This is a genomic window from Parafilimonas sp. (assembly GCF_051953455.1).
In the GTDB taxonomy this organism is placed as follows: domain Bacteria; phylum Bacteroidota; class Bacteroidia; order Chitinophagales; family Chitinophagaceae; genus Parafilimonas.
Window position 1 is genome coordinate 1 of record NZ_JBQCIT010000048.1, and the last position, 19,631, is coordinate 19,631.

Sequence of the window (19,631 nt, forward strand, 5' to 3'; positions counted from 1 at the left end):
AAAAATAAAATATTATTAATTAATCCGCTTTAGTTGCAGGTTTACGGTCGTATTGACAACATTTCGGCAGTTTTTTATAAGCGGCATCATCAGCTTTTACATCCTGTGTATCGTAACCAACGGCAGCAATAGCTTTTTCAATATCTAAAACTGATGTTTTTGTCTCATCGTAGTTTACGGCAAGTAAATAAGTTTCATCACTCCAGCTTGCAGTGGAAGCGCCCGCTTTTGCTGCCGCTTTTTCAATTTTGCTTTTACATTCATCACAATTGCCCCAAACCTTTACGGTATCTGTTTTTGTTTGGGCAAATAAGCTCGCTGAGCAAAAGCTCATCACACCCAAGAGAAAATATTTAAGTTTCATAATCGTATTTTTTTGCTTCGCAAATATAAAGTTTATTTCCCGTGTTATGGGATAGTACATTGCGGCGGGCATGTTATTGTCCTGGACCGCTGAAATTTTTATCGTCTGCCGAAGGGCCGTAAATACTCGGCACGGCAATATTATTCAGCCGCATATAAACTGTAAGCTGTCCGCGATGATGCACCCAATGATTCATGGTAGAACTTACATTATCTTTTTTAGGTGAGCTAAAAATAACCTGCCCGTTTGTTTTTAAGGAAAAAGTTTCATCCAATTGTTCGTTCGTTACATTTTGCAAAGATTCTTTTGCCATTTTAATATTTTCATCAAACTGTGCAAGCAAATCTTCAGTTGTTTTTGGAGTTGAATGTTTAAATGTTGCCAAATCAATTGCATCATCTTTCACCATAGTTGCAATCCAGCGCGGCATTTCAGCTACAAGCAAAGCCAGGTAACCAAGCTCCATTGATTTTTCATGCGGCTTCCAGCTAAACAATTTGCCGGGAATACGCTCCAGGCATTTGCGGCTTGCTTTAATTTCCGCTTCAAGTTCTTCCAGGTAAAGTTTACCAAGTGAAAATTCATTCATAAAAAGTATTTAGAAGTTAGCAATGCTGCAGATAAACAAGAATAACACCAATCTTTAAAAGCATAATCGTATTAACGTGCAATAAAAAACCGCTGTTAGAAAACAACGGTTTATTGCACATGAGAAAAATGAAAATTATAAGTCTATTGTTTTTAAATCTTTTGGAATTTTAACGTCAACGGTTTGCGTTTGATTGTTGCGTTTATAGGTTAATTTAACCGTATCACCCTTCTTAAGCTCTTTTATGCTTTCTCTTAAATCATCTGTAGAATTTACGGCTTTGCCGTTTACCTGGGTAATTATATCATCTTCCTTTAAGCCTGCTTTAGCTGCGGGAGAATCTTCATCATCCACATCAAGCACTTTTACACCATTGCCTTCTTCGGTATCCTGAACAGAAAGGCCGAGGCGGGGCTTATCATTCCAGGAAAAAGCGAAGCTGCGCGGGCCGCCAAAGTTTCTGAAAACATCCATATCTGTTTCGGGGGAATTCCATGAAAAAACGCGCATTTGATCAGACTTGCCAAGCGTTGTATTTGCAGTGGCCTGCTTGCTATCCCTCAAATAAGTAATGGTAACTTTTTCATCGGGCTTATGTTTGCCAACTGCTTTATACAGGTCATCCGGGCTGGTAATTTTATCGTCGCCAACTTTGGTTATAATGTCGTTTTCTTTCAGGCCGGCTTTTTCTGCAGCGCTGCCCTCGGTTACGTCTGTAATTTTTGCACCCTGATCATTTTTTTCCGTCATCACACCAAGAAAAGCGCTGTTTGATTTTACGTTGCGCATCATTTCTTTTTTCAGCTCAAGCATTTGCGGCGCAGGTGGGGCTAAAGCTGCAGCGCCGTAATGGCCATCTCCATACACGAAGAAATTACCATCTTTTATTTTTTGTTGAATAACATTTACATCATCGCTTTTAAAATCCTCAACGGGCTTGCCGTTTACAGTAACAGTATTGCCATCAATGACTACGGTAATTTTTTCTTTAGCTGAATCTTTTTTCTGAATGATGATATTTTGCCTGCCGGTATTAGCCATTCTATCTTTTGATGGGGGCTGGCCCTGGGCGGAAACAAAAAATGAAGTTGCGGCAAACAACATTATTAATCTTAATGTCTTAATCATAACCTGTAATTTTAATCTACGAAAATTTTAGTAGTTCAAATATATAGAGATTTGCCAATTACGAAAACCTTCGGAAATGTTAAAGCTATTATTTTACATTTTGCAAGCGCATATTATTATTAAAATGAAGAATTGATGCCTGTCAGCAAGTTCAAATGTCTTTTATTTGCACAAAATATGCTTATGAAGTATTGGCTATTAGCATTTGGAATTTTAATTTCCTCTGCTATTCAGGCACAATTTGGATTCTATGCGCAAGCAGGCGGTAATGCAACAAATCTTCATGTATCAAGAAACCCGGGTGGAACAGTTGATGGTACTTTCGGTTATGGCTGGCAGGCATCTGTAGGCACAGAATATCATACCCAGTTTGGCTTTCTTGTATTTATTGAAGCGGGTATTTCCCAACAGCGATATGGCCGCGATTCTTCAGGTGCCACGGCATCAAGGGCCATTGTATCAGAATATGCTTATAAACCAATGTTTCTTAATTTTCCTTTTGGAATAGGATACCAGTTCCCGCTTTCAAAACAACTGGCGTTAAGGGTTTATGGCGGTGCTACTACACAAATAGGCATTGGCGGCAAGGTTCGCCGGAAATCAACAATTTACGGAAAAGATTCAAGCGGCGCCCAGATAGTAGTAGGCACTGAAGATGACAGCCATAAAATTAATTTTGGAAGAAGCATTAACCTGCAAAGCGAATTCAGATCGGATATTGCCAATGCTGTTTGGGGCTTAAATGCGGGCGTAGGTTTAAGTGTATCGCAAAAGTTTGAAGTAACGGCTATATTTCAAAGTACGCTTACGAATATGCTGCCCGGAGGCGATGGCATACCTGAAATTGACAAGCTGCAATCTATAAACATTGGTCTTAAATACTTCTTCAGCCGCAGTTATTATCACGCCAAACCTTTATATCATTAATATTATTGAATAATATGGAATGTTCCCTCTCTTAAGAACACTCAATATTCTATAAATAATAATCCCCGCCTTACCAGACAAGGCGGGGATTATTATTTAAACAACAAGATTGATTATTGATTAATGTATTTCAAAAGCTCCGGACTGTCTGGTGTAACCTTGCTATCAAAATGCTGTAATAAATTTCCATTTTCGTCAATAATAAATTTATTGAAGTTCCAGGAAATAGTTGCGTCCAGCACACCATTTTCATCTTTGTGGCAGAGGTATTTAAAAACAGGCGTTGTGTTATCACCTTTTACATCAACCCTTGTGGTAAGCGGGAAAGTAACGCCGAAATTCTTTTTGCAAAAGCTGCTGATGGAATCGTCATTCTGAAATTCCTGTCCGCCAAAATTATCGGATGGAAAGCCTACAATAACCAGCTTGTCTTTATTTTCCTTATATAATTTTTCAAGTCCTTCGTACTGAGGTGTAAAACCACAATGAGAAGCGGTATTCACTACAAGTATTTTTTTGCCTTTAAACTTTGAAAAATCGATTGTGCTGCCATCAAGTGCTTTAATCTTAAAACTGTAAATAGATTTTACAGGTGTGTTGAATGAAGACATAACAAGTAAGGTTAACGATAGAAGAAGTATTTTCATGGTAACTAAATTTTTTGCTGACCAAAGGTATCGCTATTTGATAATAAAATTTCTGTTAAACCAGCGTATAAACATGATAATGGCTCTAATGGTTGCCTTCTGTTAGCAGCACTAAATAGTGCAGGCAACTGATGCGAGGCTTAGTGAAGTGCCGGGCATTTTTAATATGGCCTGCCCGCAGGCTTCAAAGGTGGCGCCGGTTGTCACTATATCATCCACAAGCAAAATATGTTTGCCTGCCAGCATTTCCGGCTGCGATACTTCAAAAACATTTTCCATGGTTTGCCACCGGTCAATGCGTGTTTTATGTGTTTGTGTTTCGGTAAATAAAATTCTTTCAACAGCATTTGTAATTACGGGTTTACTCCAAACCGAAACAATACCATCGGCAATAACTGCTGACTGATTATAACCACGTTTGAATAATTTTTTTTCATTCAAAGGCATTGGTATAATTATATCAATATCATCAAACCTGTTGCAGGCTGCTAATTGCCGGCCAAGCAGCTTTCCTAAAAATTTACCTGCAGCAATATTGTTTTTATATTTAAGCTGAATAATTATGTTTTGGATTACCGAATCTTTTGTAAAATAAAAAGCGCTGCCTGCTTTTTCTATTTTCATCCTTCCATAAAACATATTCTCAATGGGATTATTGCCATGCAGAAAAAATCCTGTTTCAGGTAAAGAGCTTAAACATTCAGCACATAAAATATCACCGGTATTAATTATATCAGTGCTGCATGCCGCGCAGTTATGCGGAAAGAAAAGATGCAGAAAGTCATCAATATAATTTTTTATTGAACTCATATTTATGCATTAAAACAGCAGCCGGTATAATTCATCTACTTTGCTTACGGCGATCACTTCAATTTTATAATGCGATTTATCAAGCCCTTTTTTATTAAAGGGTGAAATAAATATTTTTTCAAAGCCCAGCTTTTCGGCTTCGGCAATGCGCTGGTCAACACGGTTTACAGCTCTTATTTCTCCATTTAAACCTACTTCACCTGCAAAGCAAATATTGGGAGAAAGCGGGGCATCTTCATACGAAGAAAGCAGGGCGCAGATAATAGCAAGGTCTGTTGACGGATCTTCTATGCGTAAACCTCCGGCAATGTTTACAAACACATCTTTCACACCAAAATGAAAACCGCCGCGTTTCTCCAGCACAGCTAATAATAATTGTAAGCGTCTTGCATCCAGCCCACTCGATGTGCGTTGCGGCGTTCCATAAACGCTTTGCGTAACCAATGCCTGTGTTTCAATTAGTAAAGGTCTTAGGCCTTCCATGCCTGCAGCAATTGCACTGCCACTTAGTACTTCCTCCTTTTGATTAATAAGAATTTCCGAAGGGTTATTTACGGTGCGCATGCCATTGCCTGTCATTTCATAAATACCCAATTCTGATGTGCTGCCGAACCGGTTTTTCAATGTGCGCAAAATGCGATAGGCATAATGCTGATCACCTTCAAACTGCAGCACGGTATCAACCATGTGCTCAAGAATTTTCGGGCCTGCAATACTGCCGTCTTTTGTAATGTGCCCGATAATAAAAACAGGCGTGTGTGTTTCTTTTGCAAAGCGTTGTAGCGATGCTGCACATTCCCTCACCTGGGCTATACTGCCGGGCGTTGCATCTATATTATCAGATTGAAGCGTTTGAATGGAATCTACAATAACTAAAGAAGGTTGCAGCTTTTTTATTTCGGTGAAAATTACAGAAAGCGATGTTTCAGTTAGTATATAAAAATTTTCATTGCGTATGTTTAACCTGTTTGCACGCATTTTTATTTGCTGTTCGCTTTCTTCTCCGCTTACATATAAAATAACTGCGCTGTTAAGCTGCAATGCATCCTGTAATAATAGTGTGCTTTTGCCGATACCGGGTTCACCGGCCAATAACGTAATGCTGCCGGTAACAATACCACCGCCTAGTGCACGGTTCAATTCAGCATCATCCGTAATAATTCTTTCTTCTTTTAAACTTTCAACAGCATCCAGCAATTTTGCTTTGGATGTTTGCCGTTCGCCTGTTACATCTTTCCAGAAATTTTTTTCTTTTTGATTTCGTTCAATTACTTCTTCAATAAATGTATTCCATTGACTGCATGCAGGACATTTACCTAACCATTTTGTGCTTTCATATCCGCAGTTAGAACAAAAAAAAGCAGTTTTTACCTTCGCCATTGTATAAAGATAGTATGGCTTTTAGTTTCATAAGCATGAAAGTAGTGTGAAGACAGGCAACAAAAAGGGCCGGTAGATAACCGACCCTTTTTTACTTACTAACCCATTAAATTCAGGCACTAAATTACAATAATGGGTTACATAACAAAATAAATTTTTTGTGTTGTTGAAAACTTTTTGAATTTACTTCCGGCTTCTCAGGCAGGCATTTTGGCACATTTTTTCTACTGAAGAAATAAAATCGGCCGATTTGGCACCAGTTAGGTTGCCGGGCTGCAATTGCAACACTGATTTTGAAGTGGTTATAAATTTGCAGGTTTAGCTGTAAAAAAATTAATGAATTCGATTTTCTTGGTTTCCCTAATCTTTTTAGGCATCAGTTTCCTGGTTTCTTCCACATTAAAAGGAAAATTCTTAAAATACGGGCAAATGCCCCTGGCTAAAGGATTGAGTGGCAAAGAGATAGCAGAAAAAATGCTGCGGGATAATGGTATATATGATGTACAGGTAACATCTGTAAATGGCTTTTTATCAGACCATTACGATCCTTTTAAGAAAACGGTAAACTTAAGCCCGGAAGTTTATAATGGTCAAAGCATTGCTTCGGCGGCTGTGGCTGCCCACGAATGCGGACATGCGGTGCAGCATGCAACAGCTTACTCCTGGCTTATGCTTAGAAGCAGGCTGGTACCTTTTGTACAATTCAGTAGTAATATTGTTCAATGGGTTTTATTGGCAGGCATCATACTAATCAATATTTTTCCCGGCTTATTATTGGCAGGTATTATTTTATTTGCGCTCACCACAATCTTTTCGCTCGTAACGCTTCCTGTTGAATATGATGCGAGCAACCGTGCACTTGCCTGGCTTGAAAGAAGCAACGTAACACTGCCGCAGGAACATGGAAAGGCAAAAGATGCATTGCATTGGGCAGCACTTACTTATGTGGTTGCAGCCCTGGCTTCAGTTGCCACTTTATTGCAGTATATTCTTATTTTTTCTAATAGCAGGGACAGGCGGTAATTAAAGCTCTTCGTCGCGCTCAAGCATTAAGATAGCGCTTTGGGGCACAATAAAATATTTCTCGCCTTCATACATAACTTCTGTTGCCCCGCTCAGTAAAAATATGGCAAGGTCTCCTTCCTTCGCCTGCAACGGAATGTATTTTACCTGTTCTTCCTCGCTTTGCCAGGGTTCGTTTTCCACCGGTAAAGGAATGGCATAACCCGGACCGGTTTTTATAATATAACCTTGTTGCACTTTTTCTTTTTCTTGCACACCCGGAGGAAGGTATAAGCCGCTTGAAGTGCGTTCGTTTGGTTTGGAAAGCCTTATTAAAATCCTGTCGCCGATAATAATTAGTTTCTTAAGTTTATTATCCTGACCTAATAGCATAAACACATTTTTTCAGGTTGTAAAAATATAAACATCCGTTAAACTCAATTCACATATTAAATTTCTTTTAATCATCCTTATCTTTAAACAACAAATATTATTTAAGGCATTTTAATTGATATATTTATTCTTTAAAACAAAAATCTATGGAAGGGAAAAAATATAAAATTTTACTGTGTGAAGATGATACGAATCTTGGAATGGTGCTGAAGAATTACCTCGAATTAAATGATTATGATGTTACGCTTGAAAGAGATGGCAGGCTGGGGCTTGCTGCATTTCAACGTGAGAAATTTGATATTTGCCTGCTTGATGTGATGATGCCGAATATGGATGGATTTACATTGGCAGAGGAAATCCGCGATATTGATCCTGAAATACCGCTTTTTTTCTTAAGCGCTAAAACAATGAAGGAAGATATTATCCAGGGATATAAGCTTGGCGCCGATGATTATATTACCAAGCCTTTTGACAGTGAAGTATTGTTGCTTAAAATAAAAGCTATTCTCAAACGAAATGAAGAACTGAATAAAGAAAGTGAAAACATTGAGTTTGATTTAGGCCGTTATCATTTTAACCCCAAACTGCGTGAACTGGCGCATGATGGAAAAACGCAAACGCTTTCTCCAAAAGAAAATGAATTATTGAAAATGCTGGCAGAACATAAAAATGATTTGCTGCCACGTGAAAGAGCGTTGAAAAAAATATGGGGCAGCGATACTTATTTCAATGGCCGCAGTATGGATGTTTATATTGCCAAACTGCGCAAATATTTAAAAGACGACGAAAACATTGAGATCGTAAATATTCATGGCAACGGCTTCAGGCTGGTAGCGCCATAATAGTTGAATACTACAACATTAATAACAACATTCAACTTCCTATAATTATTTATAAGCTTCTGAATTTTCAGGAGCTTTTTATTTATTTCAGCCTTTTCAAATATTCCCCATAGCCGCTTTTGGAGTAATAGTCAGCGAGCTTTAGGAGTTGGGTGCGGTTGATAAAGCCCATGCGGTAAGCCACCTCTTCAATACAACCTACTTTGCGGCTCTGGCGTTTCTCAATCACCCTTACAAATTCGCAGGCATCGCTTAAAGAATCAAAAGTGCCGGTATCCAGCCAGGCCACACCGCGGTCCATCACGCCCACATTCAGTTTGCCCTGTTCGAGATAGACTTTGTTCACATCGGTGATTTCATATTCCCCACGCGGGGAAGGCTGTATATGTTTTGCAATGTTGACAACACTGTTATCATAAAAATATAAACCCGGCACTGCATAGTTTGATTTTGGCTTCGCCGGTTTCTCTTCAATGGATAAGGCTTTAAAGTTTTCATCAAACTCCACCACACCATAGCGTTCAGGGTCATTCACTTCATAGGCAAAGATAGCAGCGCCTTCCACATCATTAAATGATTGCACCAGCCTGCTGAAGCCTGAGCCATAAAAAATATTATCGCCCAATATCAAAGCCACTTTATCATCGCCGATAAATTCTTCACCAATCACAAAAGCCTGCGCCAGGCCATTGGGTTTTTCCTGCACCGCATAAGAAAAACTGCAGCCGAGCTCTTCACCTGTGCCCAGTAACCGCTGAAACTGTACCGAGTCATCCGGCGTTGTGATAATCAAAACTTCTTTTATACCTGCCAGCATTAAAACAGAGAGCGGGTAATAGATCATGGGTTTATCATACACCGGCATTATCTGTTTGCTGATACCTTTTGTGATAGGATAGAGCCTTGTGCCGGAACCACCGGCGAGTATAATTCCTTTCATCTGTGTAAAATCTGTTTTTTAATTGTCAGAGGAATGCCTGCAGCACATTTTTGCTATAAATATACGCTGGCATTTCACCAGTTTTTTATTGATTATAAACGATGGATAATATCTGCCAGGTAAGCATTCTGCATATCCTTATCTGAGAGTATTAATTCTGCTTTAGGCAGTTGCCAGTCAATATTCAGGTCGGGGTCATCATACATAATACCCATTTCTGAGGCCTTGTTATAAAAGTTATCACATTTATAAAAGAAAACGGCTGTATCGCTTAACACCACAAAGCCATGTGCAAAGCCACGGGGAATATATAATTGCTTATGGTTGTCACCGGTAAGCTCAATGGAAAATGCCTTACCAAAAGAGAGAGAATATTTTCTAAGATCAACCGCCACATCCAATACTTTACCGGCGAGCACCCGTACCAGTTTAGATTGTGCATGCTCGCCTGTTTGCGCATGCAAACCGCGCAATACACCACGTGTGGAAGATGATTGGTTATCCTGCACAAACGGTGTGGTTACACCCGTTAATTCCTCAAACTTTTTAGCATTGAAGCTTTCAAAAAAATAGCCACGGCTATCTGCAAAGACCGTGTCGTGAATAATGTAGCAGTCCTGCAGCGGGGTTTTTTCAATCTTCATTTATTACCTGTTACTGTATTGTTCTGTATAATAGTTTTGATAAGCGCCGCTGGTAACATGTTTCAACCATTCTTCGTTTTGCAAATACCAGTCAATGGTTTTGCTTAAGCCTTCTTCAAAAGTTACGGAAGGCTTCCAGCCTAATTCTTTGTTGATTTTTGAGGCATCAATGGCATAGCGCAGGTCATGGCCCGGCCTGTCTTTTACATACGTAATGAGTTTTTCACTTTCACCAGCCTTACGGCCCAGCTTCTCATCCATCAACTTACAAAGCAGTTTTACCAGGTCAATATTCTTCCATTCATTAAATCCGCCCACATTATAATGCTCACCGGTTTTTCCTTCATGGAAAACAAGATCAATGGCCCTTGCATGATCAATGACATATAACCAGTCCCTTGTATTCTCACCCTTGCCATAAACCGGCAATGGTTTTTTATTGATGATATTATTAATGAATAAAGGGATTAATTTTTCAGGAAAATGATTAGGCCCATAATTGTTGGAGCAGTTGGTTACCACAAACGGTATGTGGAATGTTTCGCCATAAGCCCGCACAAAATGATCGGAAGAAGCTTTGCTGGCCGAATAAGGTGAGTTGGGCGCATAAGCTGTCTCTTCTGTAAAGAAGCCCGTTTCCCCTAAAGTGCCATACACTTCATCGGTGGATACATGATGAAAGCGGTGCTTGCTTAAATCTTCTTTCCAGTAATTTTTAGCAGCCGTTAAAAGATTAACCGTGCCCACAATATTGGTATAAATAAAATCCATCGGCGACAAAATAGAACGGTCAACGTGACTTTCTGCCGCCAGGTGAATGACATCGGTAATATCGTGTTGTTCAAAAATTCTTTGCAGTGTTTCCGGCTCTAATATATTGGCATGTTCAAAAACATAATTGGGTGCATGCTCTATATCTTTCAGATTTTCGAGGTTACCTGCATACGTAAGTGCATCGAGGTTTACAATTTTGTAATCCGGATACTTATTGACAAATAACCGTACTACATGCGAGCCGATGAACCCGGCTCCGCCGGTGATGAGAATGTGTTTAGACATAAGCAAACGTATAGTTTTTATGGGATTGAATAATCCGGAATAAAAAAAAATGGCTTTTGGACAAAAATGATATTTATCCGTTTAATTGTAAAGATCTTGAGCATTAGCCAAATCATCAAAAAGCTGCTTATTGAATTCATCCCTTTCCTTATCGAATATCCATCCCCATTTATTAAAGTATTTAATTGCTGATTTGATATGATGCTTCAAAAGCGTTTTATTTGAATAAGATTCTTTTTCGAAACCATGAATAATGCTCGCTTCCGGATAATACATTGTTTTAGAAACCGCATGTATCCTTCTGCAAAGGTCAACATCTTCCATATACATAAAATAGCGCTCATCAAAGAAACCAATTCGTTTCAATGTATCACAACGCAAAAACATAAAGCACCCGGACAGGTTCGGTACGTTTAAGCAATGATCGTAATTAAACCCTTTCAACTCATAATCATCGTTAATTCTTCTTGCCCAATTAGTATTTAAAAAAAAACGACGACTGATTGGGTTAATTGGTTTGGGTAACGGGTTGCAAAGCTTTTGTAATTCGCCGTTTTTGTAAAACACTTTTGGCATTAATAGCCCAACGTCAGGATGGGTTTGCATATAAGCAATAATACTTTCAAGTGTGCCGGGCGCAAATTTAATGTCAGGATTTAAAACAAGGTGATATGAAGAAAGGTTGATTGATTGATTTAAAGCAATGTTATGTGCTTTACCATAACCAATATTTTGATTATTGAAAATGTATTCAACATTAGGATTATATGCTAAATATTTAAGGCTATCTGTTTCAGAATTATCAATTAAAAACAGTTTAGTCTTAAGATTGGTTTGTAACGCACTATTAATCGCATTCTGTATAACTAATGGGTCATTATTATATATAACTATTGAGCTAACTAGCTGATACATAAACGATTTAATTCTCTTGTGATTAACTTCGATTCATTGAAAGGTTTATTGGATATTAACAGTTATAACCTGATTTTTCATTATTGAAATGTTATTGCTTGAGAAAACAATTTTATCATTAATTTTTATTAAATAATTCCTCTTTACACCTATTGCAGCCACATCATAAAATATAGCAATCCCATTTATAGTTTTATGCATTTCTTCATTAAAGTAGATTGAAGCATTATTTATCAAATTTCCATTTTTTATTACCTTAAATGTTACAATGCACGGCATGGCATCATTAGACAGTTTGTTAAAAGCCTGCTGCCAATTATTTATGCCAATAACCGGAAAGGCAAATGCAAAAGTGCTGTCTTCTTCCTTCGTTCCTGCTTTTTGATAAACATACCAAGCTGGTTTTTTTTCATCTGGAGTATCATTTGTACCAGATTTAACCGTCCATAAACCTACCTTTAGACCATTTTCGTGAATATTATCTACCAAGCCATGATAATCAAAAGCTTCAAGAGATGGTAGCCTGTTAATTTTCTTCCACATATATGCAACACCAGCTGCCTGAATAATAAGATCATCCTTGTTGTATGAATTTGAGTGAATACCTTGTTCGGTAAACATTAATGTTCTTAACTTAAGACCATTATACAAATGAGAAGCCGTTCGTACCCATGTGTCAATTAATTCGATATTTTTTGGTGTAATGAAGCTTGTGTTATGAATATTAAGCCCTGCATCTTTATCAAGCCATGTTTTAGGCCCTCGTAAACTTTGCGGATAAGGGTGATAAGCAATTCCCCATTCATAATCACCTTGTTCTTTACTTAGCAGGTTGATCATGTCAAGCATATCTTTTGGTGCATAACTTTTTGCATCGGCTGGTTTAGCCCAAAAATGTGTAAAGCATATAAGTACTTTACCTGCGGGATTGTATTGGCGTATAGTGTAATAAGCAGTGCGCATTGATCGATCATACAATTCGGTATAAGCTGGCATTTCAGCCTGTCCTGCATTTGTCCAATAATAACCATTATCTACTTCATTATGAATAACCCAGTTTGTTATTCTGCCATATTTCTTATCAGGCCTGCTATATCGTTCAGCCAGAAACCCAACTATAGCAGCATAAAAATTCATTCCAGTAACTGATGTGATATTAGCCATGCTATGAACGCCTTCATTTGAATTGGGGTAAACAAAATAAGGTTTTATTTTCTCAGGTAAATTGCGTGGTATAAGCACAAGTGCAGTTACAAAAATATTATTGTCGGTACAAAATTTTATTGTAGCGTCAAAGTTATTTACATAAGTGGGGTTAAAATAATATGTATGGCCGTTGAAGCTATAAGCATATCCTGCAGATTTAAATGTTAAGAAATTAGGTAGAATAGCGTTTACTGTAACCTGGCCGATGTTGAGATCCAATATATCTTGCTTATTATTTGGCGCTAAAGCATATCCGGCCAGCCCCTTTTTATTACTGGATTTTTCTTCAGGTAAATATTGTTTAGCTATTTCATTAATATCATTTGCATAATGGGCAAATGATTGCAGCTGGTAATTACTCCCCTTCTTTGATACTATTACCCATCTTGAATATAACCTGTCGTATCCAGTATCGTTTACGGTTGTAAAACGTTTAACCTGAATTGAAAAGGTTTTGTGTTTTGAATTTAACGGTGTAATAAAAGTGAAAGTATTTTCGACTAATTTTGTTTCATCAAACATTCTCCACTCTCCGAGGTAAAAATTTTCAGAGTTGTCTGTTATTTTTCCTTCTATGTTAATGGTGTTTTTGTTTACAGTTACATTAGTAATTTTATTTGAGAAATTACTATGCATATATTGAATAATGTTGCTGTTTATCTTACCCGTAAGGCTCTGTGCGTATGATATGTTGTAACATAAAATAGAGAGAAAAAAGGTTATAGAAAGTTCAGTAATGCAACGAGTAGCGCGTACAATAATCTTAGTTTTTATTATTAATGCAAACCGTACCATAAGTTTTCTATTGCATTATCATAAATGATATGCCAAACTTTAAATCGTGAGTCTAACTGGGTATATCAGGAGAAAAATTTTAATGACCTATATTTTAAAGCGTTTTTTACAGAAGACATAAAATTGTACACGCTAATCAAACACACTTGTTTAAAAGTAAGTGAGAATACAATTTTATTAGCTTTTTTTATTTTACTAAAAACTTCTACTTTCTTTTTTAAATCGCTATTATCATAGAAGCTGTATCCATGTTCAAAAACAGTTTTCATTATAAAAAAAATTGCATGTTTGCTATTCGCCAAATTCATAATGTAATTATCAGTGCCATAGCTCAGCAGCCTTGAATCGTACCTGAAATTATTTTTACTAATAAAAGCTTTTGATATTGCCATTCCGCTATTAACTGCTAATAGTTTGCCTTTATAAATGCCGTTTTTTATCGTTTTAAAATAAATTCCTTTTACAAAAAAAAGTTTTGCAGGGCTTATCACCATGCCATTATTTTTTGCTACAGGTAGAATTATATCAGGGTTATTATCCGAATTGGTTATATTTTGAAGTTCGTAAAAATATTCAGGCGATATTTTTGAATCGTCATCTAATATAACAAAATATTTATACTCTTCTGAAGCCATAAATTGTTCAATGGCTTCATTATAAACAAATGAAAGTGGTTTGTTAGCAGGACAATGATGATATTGAAAAAGAAATTTTTGGTTTAATAAATTTTTGTCATGGTCACTTAATGCAACAGGGCTATTATCCCATAGAAATATCAGAGCGCCCATATTTTTAAGTAAAGAAGATGCTTCAGCCAATCCTCTTAAGGTATCTGCATTTTGTAACGGCTTATTATATAATACTATTAAAATATACAACATTTACTTATTATTTCTGTTCTAGAGTACTAAGTTTCCCCGGGAAATATTTTCGTTTTAATAGTAACGGTAGGTATTTTAACACCTGGAATCTGAATGTAAGTTTTTGATAAAAATTATATTCAGATTTATTAGTGCTTGTAGATGCATTTGTATGATGCCGCCTGTGTAATAAAAGTTTTTCGGGAATAAAGCAAGTTGAAAAAAACAATTCTGCCACAAAACCTATCCATATATCATGCATGGGAATATTGTTAGGAAAGGGTAATGACAAGTTTAATACTTCTTTTTTAAAAGCCATGCTGCAGCCTTGGTATGTATTGCTGATAACATTTTTAAGAAACCCATTCCCGGCATTTTTGATGACGTAAAAAGATTCATGTAACACATTCAAATTTTCATCAACTATCCTACTGTCAGCCATAATAAGATCGTACTTTCTTAAATACTCTTTTACTATTTGTACTTTATTATCAAGCCATACATCATCCTGGTCTGCAAGAAATATTATATCACCGCTTACTCGGTTCAATGCATTTTCAAAATTATGAACGGAGCCTTTTTGTAAGCAATGCAAAATGGTTATTCTTCTATCATTAAAACTGTTTATTATTTCTATTGTTCTATCTGTAGAGCCATTATCGGAAATAATTACTTCGCTATCCTCATCAAGTTGTTTAATGATAGAACTCAGCTGATCATTTATAAATTTTTCGCCGTTGTAAGTTGCTATCACAACTGAAAGCCTACTCATTTAAATTACTTTAATTTGCATAAGTTGTACCTTGTAAAAACTAATGATGTTTGTATCTAATCGGATAATATATCTTTTGAAAGAAGTAATAAAGTTTTGCAATTGCGACCCAAAAACTTCCATAATTTTTTTTTACAATTTGAAGAGCTTCCGTTCGCCTGAAATCTTTACTTATACCATCTTTCATGGCAAACGATAGAAAACCTTTATCTTTAATAAACTTCCTTCCTTCTTTAAGCAACCTTTGGTTAAAATCAAAGTCGGCATAAATCGGATAGTCAAGTGAGAACGGCGGTTGGGGGTAAATGCTTTTTTTTATCAAAAGGGCTTGGTGATGAATAGTGTTTCCAAGGCGAAGACGAATATCTGCAGATGCTGGAAATATTCTTTCATCATCAACTTGCACATTTCCATATATAATATCAGGATTAGAATTGCTGATTATGCCCGGTAATTTTATTATTTTATCGCCGGCACCAAGAAATAATATATAGCTGTTGCTAGATGCTTTGTTCCATCCTTTATTCATCGCATCGTAAATACCTTTGTCGGGCCCGCTAGTCCAATAAGCAATCCTGGTTTCATATTTTTTTATTATATCAACCGTTCCATCTGTAGAGCCCCCGTCAACAATAATATATTCTATGTTTTTGTATGGCAAGTTAATTACAGACATTATTGTGCTTTCAATAGCCGAAACGGCATTATATACTACTGTTATTATAGAAATTGCAGGAAGGTTATTAGTTTGCATTAACTAATAGATTTTTTTGAAGAGAATCGCACTTTAGAAAAAAGCCCAAAAACTACAGGGTAAAATAATTGTAATGAAAGGCCACTAAATACAAACATGTTATCAAAAATGCTAAAGAGCATTATGCAATTAAGAATTGCAATACCTGTTACAAAAAAAGCAGAACTTTTATTCAGGCAGATAATTATTAAAAAATTAAAAACCATTATAAAAAAGAACATACTGATTACCCCCCACCATCGCAAATATGCGAACCCTCTTCCATAAACCGTTCCTACTGTAAATGATGCTGAAATTTGATGTACATGCTCATACGGAGTGGTAAAATATGTATTCCTTTTTGAGATAAAATCCGGTATAAATTCGCGGTTTATAAATGTTCCTAATCTATGTCCAGTAAAATATACCGTCTGGGTTTCATTAATTGTTTGTTGAAAATTAGCTAACGGTGAAGTTATATAGAGAAATGCCCAAAAGAATTCTTTTGGAATAGCAGACGCACGAAACTCATCAGTAGCCTGTCCTAATGAAAGAATTACATTGTTGGCTGTTTGTCCCCGCGTTGACCTTATATTCCCGGCAACTCCAAATAAAAACAACAGTGCAATAACAATAACAGCAACTTTGATTAATAATTTTTTTAAATTCTTTGAAGACATAAATAAAATAAAAAAGCTACTACCTAAATTGGTTAAAAACATTGCTCTGTTAAAAATTAAAATTGCCGGAAAGAGGCAAAGAAGAAAGCAAAAAAATAAACCCATTTTCTTTTGAGCGATAAAGTTATGAAACACGAAAACTGTCCAAAATGAGCCGAAGGTTACAAGTACAACATGAAATGTAGGGATGCCGAAACTTGTATAATCGTAATAGATAGAACTATTGAACATGGCCAATAAAGGAATCACTCCAATGTAAGCACATTCAAATAAGTAACCTATAAAAACCAATATGCTTACCGTCCAAAGTATAAATGAATTATAACTTACATCTTTGTACGAAAGATAATTAATGGAATGAAAGAAAATTCCCGCAATGAAACTTAGGATAATAGTGCCAATAATAAAAAAGAAAAGCTGTGTCGATAAAGTTGGATATAAGCCGGACCAATGAAGAAAATATAAAACTGTTGTAAACAGAAAGGCGAGTGAATAAACAATATAAGGGTTTGCTATAAGTTTTGCTTTCATCAAAACCAGTTATTTGTTCTTTATTATCTGGCTATAAATATTATTAATTTCAGTAGCATATTTATCAATGGTAAATACATCTTCGACAGTTTTAAATGCATTTTTGGAGAGCTTATTTACCAGGATTTTATCGTTTGTCAATTTTTCCATCATAAAGCTCAATTCCTCTGCACCATTTTTATAAAGCAATCCATTATAGTTATGCACTATAATTTCCTGGGTGCCGCCAGCGTTATATCCAATAACCGGAATTCCCAAACTCATTGCTTCAATTGTTACCCTTCCTAGGCCTTCATTTTTTGAGCACATTAACAGGCAATTAATTTGTTTATAAAACTCAAACGGTTTTTCAACATAGCCAGAAAATTGTAAACTTTCCTGCAATCCATATTCACTGCTCTTTTTAGAAAGAAACTGTAAATAATTTTCCTTGCCTTTACCTGCAATAAACAAAATTGTATTTCTATGTTTTTTATGAAGTAAATTAAAGGCTTTAATTGCTTCGAACTGGCCTTTCTCTTCGTTTATTAAACCAATTATTCCAAAAGCATATTTTTTATCTGTTTCAATGCTTTCACGAATTTCAAAATGCAACTTCTTCTTATTTACCTCATTTAAAAAAATCACTCCATTATAAATCACTTTTTTTATAGGAACAGAGCAGTTTTTCAGGCGTGTTTCATAAATAGCATTGCTAATGGCAACCGCCGCAGAAGCCTTACTTAACCAATAATTAAAATATCGCTTACCAAAGTTGTATTTAAACTTATAATCCTCCCATCCAAACTCTCTTAAATGCCATACATGCGGTAAACGCAACCAATACGAAAAGTATGCCCCTATAAAAGTTGCTGAAGAATTTGTATGAATAATTGTCTTCTTATTACTTTTTAAACTCTTTTTATGACGAAGAACTAAACCCCAGTTGTATAAAAACTTTGCAGCACTTTTAAACAAATTGTTTTTTTCTGCGGGATATTGAATTTCTGTTTTGAATGGAATAATGTGAAATGGTATACTTCTTTGTTTAAGTGCTTCAATTATTTTGCCATAAAAAGGTACTATTACAACCATGTCATTTATTCCACTGGCACAAAGCCCATCTATAAGATCAAGAAGCGACCTGTTAGCACCATACAATTCAACATAGTGTGTAACAAAAATGATTTTAAATTTTTCTGAAATTTTATACATGGATACGCCTATGAACTTATGAATTAAGTTTATGGATTATCTGAAAAAAGTAGAAATCATAGCTGATGTTGGCTGCATGTGTTATTAATTATTTGCTCAAGTTTTGATATGTGTTTTTTGAGGGAAAAATTTTGCTTAATGTTTTCCCTACCGGCTTTACCCATTTCTTTTGCAAGCATTTTATCTTTAAGAATTCTTATCATATTATTGGCCATGCCATCGACATCATGTTCTTGTACGAGCAAGCCAGTTTTTTCTTGTATAATTACATCAGTAATGCCGGTATGCTTTGTTGCAATAACAGGTAAAGCAGCAGCACTTGCTTCTAATATTGCAACGGGGGTACCTTCAGAATCGCCATCACTTGCTGTAACAGAATGTTGTACAAATGCAAGGGATTCTGAAAGCAAAATTCTAATCTTTTCAGGGTTCAACACACCAATTAATTCAATACTATTTGAAAGATTCAGTTTGTGAATAAGTTTCTCACAGGTTGTAAATAAAGGCCCATCACCTACCATTTTTAAATGAGCATCAGGAAAAATTGCCTTCACCTTTTTAAAGGCCTCAATTGTTTTTTGCGGGGCTTTCTTTTCTACAAATCTTCCCACAGCCAAAAAGGTATTTGACTGGTAATTGTTTTTTATATAAAAGAAGTCGTCAGCAGGTCCATAGGGGTTAAGTTCTATTTTTTCAGCAGGGCATCCCAATAAAATCAATTGTTGCACCATGTGGTTAGATACGGCAATCACTTTAAAAGCTTGCTTAAACATTAGGATATACAAGTCCTTATATTGTTCCAATAGTTTGATGTGATATGCATCAAGACCATGAAAATGAATAATTAAAGGTATATGTAAATGTTTGCAAATGTTCATCATTTCAGCGCCAGTCATTCCATATTCTGCCAAAACAACCTGTACCCCTTCCTGCTTAAAATATTGTATAAGCTTACGTTCATGAAAACTTAAATTATTTTTAAATAGCCTGTGTAATTTTCTTCTTACCCTGTTTATAAACGAATACTTTAAAAAAAATTTGCCATCTTCAGATTGTGTTGGTATCGTGCCACCAAACAGAAATTTAATATTGGCGTTGATTTTATTTTTGTGATTTTGAATAAATGTTTCTGAATAAACATTTTTGTTAGGAGATATAAGTGCTACTGTTATCATTATTTTAATGCTATAACTTTAATGCTGGTTGATTCCCAGGGGTTA

General features: G+C 36.1%; 21 protein-coding genes. 3 read left to right on the forward strand and 18 right to left on the reverse strand.

What is annotated here, in order from left to right:
• Window positions 1–19 precede the first annotated feature (19 nt).
• From ACTHN6_RS16900 to ACTHN6_RS16910, 3 genes are all read right to left on the reverse strand, one after another.
• Entirely contained in the window at window positions 20–364 is a 345-nt protein-coding gene (locus ACTHN6_RS16900; RefSeq protein ID WP_440436956.1) for a heavy-metal-associated domain-containing protein, read from the reverse strand.
• A gap of 73 nt (window positions 365–437) precedes the next feature.
• Window positions 438–953 carry a DinB family protein gene (locus ACTHN6_RS16905; RefSeq protein ID WP_440436957.1) on the reverse strand — a complete coding sequence of 172 codons (516 nt, stop codon included), beginning with the start codon at window positions 951–953 and terminating at the stop codon, window positions 438–440.
• 135 nt (window positions 954–1,088) lie between these two features.
• Complete coding sequence (locus tag ACTHN6_RS16910; RefSeq protein ID WP_440436958.1) at window positions 1,089–2,081, reverse strand: PDZ domain-containing protein; 993 nt, start codon at window positions 2,079–2,081, stop codon at window positions 1,089–1,091.
• Between the two features lie 183 nt (window positions 2,082–2,264).
• Between ACTHN6_RS16910 and ACTHN6_RS16915 the strand changes: the two genes are divergently transcribed.
• Window positions 2,265–3,008 (forward strand): outer membrane beta-barrel protein, encoded by a 744-nt coding sequence (locus ACTHN6_RS16915; RefSeq protein WP_440436959.1) that lies wholly within the window; start codon window positions 2,265–2,267, stop codon window positions 3,006–3,008.
• Window positions 3,009–3,121: 113 nt separating this feature from the next.
• On the opposite strand, the gene ACTHN6_RS16920 is transcribed toward ACTHN6_RS16915, so the two are convergent.
• From ACTHN6_RS16920 to radA, 3 genes are all read right to left on the reverse strand, one after another.
• Window positions 3,122–3,655: a glutathione peroxidase gene (locus tag ACTHN6_RS16920; protein WP_440436960.1), complete on the reverse strand. Its 534-nt coding sequence runs from the start codon at window positions 3,653–3,655 to the stop codon at window positions 3,122–3,124.
• A 111-nt stretch (window positions 3,656–3,766) separates the two neighbouring features.
• The gene (locus ACTHN6_RS16925) at window positions 3,767–4,465 is read right to left on the reverse strand and encodes a ComF family protein (protein ID WP_440436961.1); all 699 of its coding nucleotides are present in this window, start codon (window positions 4,463–4,465) and stop codon (window positions 3,767–3,769) included.
• Window positions 4,466–4,474: 9 nt separating this feature from the next.
• The gene (gene radA, locus ACTHN6_RS16930; protein ID WP_440436962.1) at window positions 4,475–5,845 is read right to left on the reverse strand and encodes a DNA repair protein RadA; all 1,371 of its coding nucleotides are present in this window, start codon (window positions 5,843–5,845) and stop codon (window positions 4,475–4,477) included.
• Window positions 5,846–6,181: 336 nt separating this feature from the next.
• On the opposite strand from radA, the gene ACTHN6_RS16935 reads away from it, so the two are divergent.
• On the forward strand, window positions 6,182–6,868 hold the full coding sequence (locus ACTHN6_RS16935; protein ID WP_440436963.1) for a zinc metallopeptidase: 687 nt from the start codon (window positions 6,182–6,184) through the stop codon (window positions 6,866–6,868).
• On the opposite strand, the gene ACTHN6_RS16940 is transcribed toward ACTHN6_RS16935, so the two are convergent.
• Window positions 6,869–7,240 (reverse strand): co-chaperone GroES, encoded by a 372-nt coding sequence (locus ACTHN6_RS16940; protein ID WP_440436964.1) that lies wholly within the window; start codon window positions 7,238–7,240, stop codon window positions 6,869–6,871.
• Between the two features lie 146 nt (window positions 7,241–7,386).
• Between ACTHN6_RS16940 and ACTHN6_RS16945 the strand changes: the two genes are divergently transcribed.
• Complete coding sequence (locus ACTHN6_RS16945; protein WP_090663236.1) at window positions 7,387–8,082, forward strand: response regulator transcription factor; 696 nt, start codon at window positions 7,387–7,389, stop codon at window positions 8,080–8,082.
• A gap of 82 nt (window positions 8,083–8,164) precedes the next feature.
• On the opposite strand, the gene rfbA is transcribed toward ACTHN6_RS16945, so the two are convergent.
• The 11 genes from rfbA to ACTHN6_RS17000 form a co-directional block, all read right to left on the reverse strand.
• Window positions 8,165–9,022: a glucose-1-phosphate thymidylyltransferase RfbA gene (gene rfbA / locus ACTHN6_RS16950; RefSeq protein WP_440436965.1), complete on the reverse strand. Its 858-nt coding sequence runs from the start codon at window positions 9,020–9,022 to the stop codon at window positions 8,165–8,167.
• Window positions 9,023–9,114: 92 nt separating this feature from the next.
• On the reverse strand, window positions 9,115–9,666 hold the full coding sequence (rfbC, locus tag ACTHN6_RS16955) for a dTDP-4-dehydrorhamnose 3,5-epimerase (protein WP_440436966.1): 552 nt from the start codon (window positions 9,664–9,666) through the stop codon (window positions 9,115–9,117).
• Between the two features lie 3 nt (window positions 9,667–9,669).
• Window positions 9,670–10,725, reverse strand: a complete 1,056-nt coding sequence (gene rfbB, locus ACTHN6_RS16960; RefSeq protein ID WP_440436967.1) for a dTDP-glucose 4,6-dehydratase — start codon at window positions 10,723–10,725, stop codon at window positions 9,670–9,672.
• 81 nt (window positions 10,726–10,806) lie between these two features.
• Window positions 10,807–11,640, reverse strand: coding sequence for a glycosyltransferase family 2 protein (locus ACTHN6_RS16965; protein ID WP_440436968.1), 834 nt, complete (start codon window positions 11,638–11,640; stop codon window positions 10,807–10,809).
• Between the two features lie 45 nt (window positions 11,641–11,685).
• Window positions 11,686–13,482: a DUF5722 domain-containing protein gene (locus ACTHN6_RS16970; RefSeq protein ID WP_440436969.1), complete on the reverse strand. Its 1,797-nt coding sequence runs from the start codon at window positions 13,480–13,482 to the stop codon at window positions 11,686–11,688.
• A gap of 224 nt (window positions 13,483–13,706) precedes the next feature.
• Entirely contained in the window at window positions 13,707–14,522 is an 816-nt protein-coding gene (locus ACTHN6_RS16975; protein ID WP_440436970.1) for a hypothetical protein, read from the reverse strand.
• A 7-nt stretch (window positions 14,523–14,529) separates the two neighbouring features.
• A complete protein-coding gene (locus tag ACTHN6_RS16980; protein WP_440436971.1) occupies window positions 14,530–15,273 on the reverse strand; it encodes a glycosyltransferase family 2 protein in 744 nt (247 codons plus the stop codon).
• Between the two features lie 40 nt (window positions 15,274–15,313).
• The gene (locus ACTHN6_RS16985) at window positions 15,314–16,027 is read right to left on the reverse strand and encodes a glycosyltransferase family 2 protein (protein ID WP_440436972.1); all 714 of its coding nucleotides are present in this window, start codon (window positions 16,025–16,027) and stop codon (window positions 15,314–15,316) included.
• The gene (locus ACTHN6_RS16990; protein WP_440436973.1) at window positions 16,027–17,217 is read right to left on the reverse strand and encodes an oligosaccharide repeat unit polymerase; all 1,191 of its coding nucleotides are present in this window, start codon (window positions 17,215–17,217) and stop codon (window positions 16,027–16,029) included. The genes ACTHN6_RS16985 and ACTHN6_RS16990 overlap by 1 nt, the downstream gene beginning before the upstream one ends.
• Window positions 17,218–17,226: 9 nt before the next feature.
• Window positions 17,227–18,411: a glycosyltransferase family 4 protein gene (locus tag ACTHN6_RS16995; RefSeq protein WP_440436974.1), complete on the reverse strand. Its 1,185-nt coding sequence runs from the start codon at window positions 18,409–18,411 to the stop codon at window positions 17,227–17,229.
• Window positions 18,412–18,467: 56 nt separating this feature from the next.
• Window positions 18,468–19,586 (reverse strand): glycosyltransferase family 4 protein, encoded by a 1,119-nt coding sequence (locus ACTHN6_RS17000; protein WP_440436975.1) that lies wholly within the window; start codon window positions 19,584–19,586, stop codon window positions 18,468–18,470.
• Window positions 19,587–19,631 lie beyond the last annotated feature (45 nt).